A 2,573-nucleotide genomic window follows, 5' to 3' on the forward strand; every position below is an offset into this window, starting at 1 on the left:
GCAGCCGGCGTCGACGCCTTGGGCATCGTGCTGGGCGGTTCCGGTAACGGCGAGCAGATCGCCGCGAACAAGGTAGAGGGCGTCCGGGCGGCTTTGGCCTGGAACCTGGATACTGCCCGCCTGGCCCGCGAGCACAACGACGCCAACGTGGTGGCTGTGGGCGGACGCCAGCACAGCGTGGATGAGGCCACCGAGCTCATCGAAGCATTCCTGGCTGAGCCGTTCAGCAAGGCCGAACGCCACGTGCGCCGCATCGGCAAGATCGCAAGCTACGAAACCACCGGCGAAGTCGTCGAATAAAGCAACACAGGCTTAAAGGGTGAGGCCCGGCGGGACATGTCCCGCCGGGCCTCACCCTTTAACTACTAGACCGTCAGTGCATGGAGGGGAACAGCCGCTTCTTCCAGCGGGAAGGACGGCAGGTTGACCCCGGCCATTTCTTCCATCACGCGAACAACCTGGCAGCTGTAGCCGAACTCGTTGTCGTACCAGACATAGAGGACCAGGTTCTTGTTGTTGGAAATAGTGGAAAGGCCGTCAACGATGCCGGTGCGGCGGGATCCCACGAAGTCCGTGGAGACAACCTCGGGGGAGTCGATGTAGTCGATCTGTTCGCGCAGGTCCGAGTACAGCGACATTTCGCGGAGGTAGTTGTTGACTTCATCCTTGGTGGTGGAGGCCGCCAAGCTGAGGTTGAGGACAGCCAACGACACATCCGGCGTAGGGACGCGGATGGAACTTCCCGTGAGCCTGCCTTCGAGCTCAGGCAAGGCCTTGGAGACGGCCCGGGCGGCACCGGTCTCGGTGATGACCATATTCAGCGCGGCAGAGCGTCCACGGCGGTCGCCCTTGTGGAAGTTGTCGATCAGGTTCTGGTCATTGGTGAAGGAATGGACCGTTTCCACGTGGCCGTGGACCACGCCGAACTGGTCGTTGATGGCCTTCAGGACCGGCGTAATGGCGTTCGTTGTGCACGACGCCGCGGAAACGATGGTGTCCTCGTCCAGGATGGTGCCGTGGTTGATGCCGTGCACAATGTTCTTCAGTCCGCCCTTGCCCGGCGCGGTCAGCAGGACACGGGACACGCCCTTGCTCTGCAGGTGCTGGGACAGGCCCTCGGCGTCCCGCCAACGGCCCGTGTTGTCTACGACGAGCGCGTTCTCGATGCAAAATGCGGTGTAGTCGATCGTGGCAGGGTTGTCCGAGTAAATGACCTGGATCTGGACGCCGTTGGCGGTAATGGTGTTGGTTTCGGTGTCCACCTTGATGGTTCCCTCGAAGGGACCGTGCACGGAATCGCGGCGCAGCAGGCTGGCCCGCTTGGCGAGGTCGTTCTCGGAACCGCGGCGTACCACGATCGCGCGCAGGCGCAGGCCGTGGCCGCCACCGGCCTTTTCGATCAGGAGGCGGGCGAGCAGGCGGCCGATCCGGCCGAAACCGTAAAGTACGACGTCGGTACTGGTGCGGTCGTCCGCGCCCCGCTTCCCGACGAGGTCAGCCAGCTCGAGAAGGAGAAATTCCTCCAGAGTCAGGTCACCGCCGTCGGACTTGAACTTCTGGTTGAGGCGGGCGATATCGATCGCCGCGGCGCCGAGGTTCAATTGCGCCAGCGTGTTCAGGATCGGCGCCGTCTCTTCGAGGGGGAGCTCCGTGGTGCTGATGCGGCGCGCGAAGCGGTGCGCCTTGAGGATGCTCATGGTGGACTTGTTGACCAGGCTTCGGCCATGAATGCTGGTCACCACATTGTTTTCGCGGTATAGCCGGCCGATCACCGGAATCATTGCCTCGGCAAGAGCCTCGCGGCTCATCCACGTATCCAGATATGAATCTGACGTCTGGCTCATAAGGCTGCCTTCCTGGGGTAGGGGTTTTTGTTCTGCGACGTAGTGCCGGGTCGAGAATTCCAGGGGCGGATCTCGGCGGCTGGGTTTTATGCGTGTGTGAGTTGGCCGTTGGCGCGGAGGGATTCGATGGCTTCTTCGGGTGAGGGTTTGCCGTAGACGGAGGATCCTGCGACGAAGACGTTGGCGCCTGCTTCTGCGGCGCGGATGATGGTTTCTTCGGTGATGCCGCCGTCGACTTGGATGGCGACGTTGGCGCCGGAGCCGTCGATGGCTTGGCGGGCGCGGCGGATTTTGGGGAGCATGACGTCGAGGAAGGCTTGGCCTCCGAAGCCGGGTTCGACGGTCATGATGAGGAGCATGTCCAGTTCGGTGAGCATGTCCGTAGGGCCATGCCTGCTTTGGAGCCGCGGGCGCGTAGTTCGCGGGCGAGTTTGATGGGGGCGTCGGAGGCTTCGACGTGGAAGGTGACCGAGTCCAGGCCGGCGTCGGCGTAGTGGGGTGCCCAGCGGTCGACGTTGGCGATCATGAGGTGGGCGTCCAGGGGGACGGGGCTGACTTTTTGGATGCGTTCCACGACGGGCAGGCCGATGGTCAGGTTGGGCACGAAGTGGTTGTCCATGACGTCCACGTGCACGGCGTCGGCGTTGCTGATGCGGGCGAGTTCGGCCTCGAGGTTGACGAAGTCGGCCGAGAGGATGCTGGGGTTGATGCAGCACTTCAAGGGTGAAA

General features: G+C 63.0%; 2 protein-coding genes and 1 pseudogene. 1 reads left to right on the plus strand and 2 read right to left on the minus strand.

The window, feature by feature from the left end; all coding sequences use genetic code 11:
• Positions 1-300: RpiB/LacA/LacB family sugar-phosphate isomerase (locus E1809_RS26275; protein WP_133207126.1), on the plus strand; the 300-nt coding region annotated here is incomplete at its 5' end.
• A gap of 65 nt (positions 301-365) precedes the next feature.
• On the opposite strand, the gene E1809_RS26280 is transcribed toward E1809_RS26275, so the two are convergent.
• Positions 366-1,844: a glyceraldehyde-3-phosphate dehydrogenase gene (locus tag E1809_RS26280; RefSeq protein ID WP_133207149.1), complete on the minus strand. Its 1,479-nt coding sequence runs from the start codon at positions 1,842-1,844 to the stop codon at positions 366-368.
• Between the two features lie 86 nt (positions 1,845-1,930).
• Positions 1,931-2,565 (minus strand): annotated as a pseudogene (rpe, locus tag E1809_RS26285) (ribulose-phosphate 3-epimerase).
• Positions 2,566-2,573 lie beyond the last annotated feature (8 nt).

Source organism: Arthrobacter terricola (genome assembly GCF_004354015.1).
GTDB lineage: Bacteria > Actinomycetota > Actinomycetes > Actinomycetales > Micrococcaceae > Arthrobacter > Arthrobacter terricola.

Coding starts and splice junctions, on each gene's coding strand:
- E1809_RS26280 (WP_133207149.1), bottom strand. CDS start 1,844: ATGAGCCAGACGTCAGATTCATATCTGGATACGTGGATGAGCCGCGAG.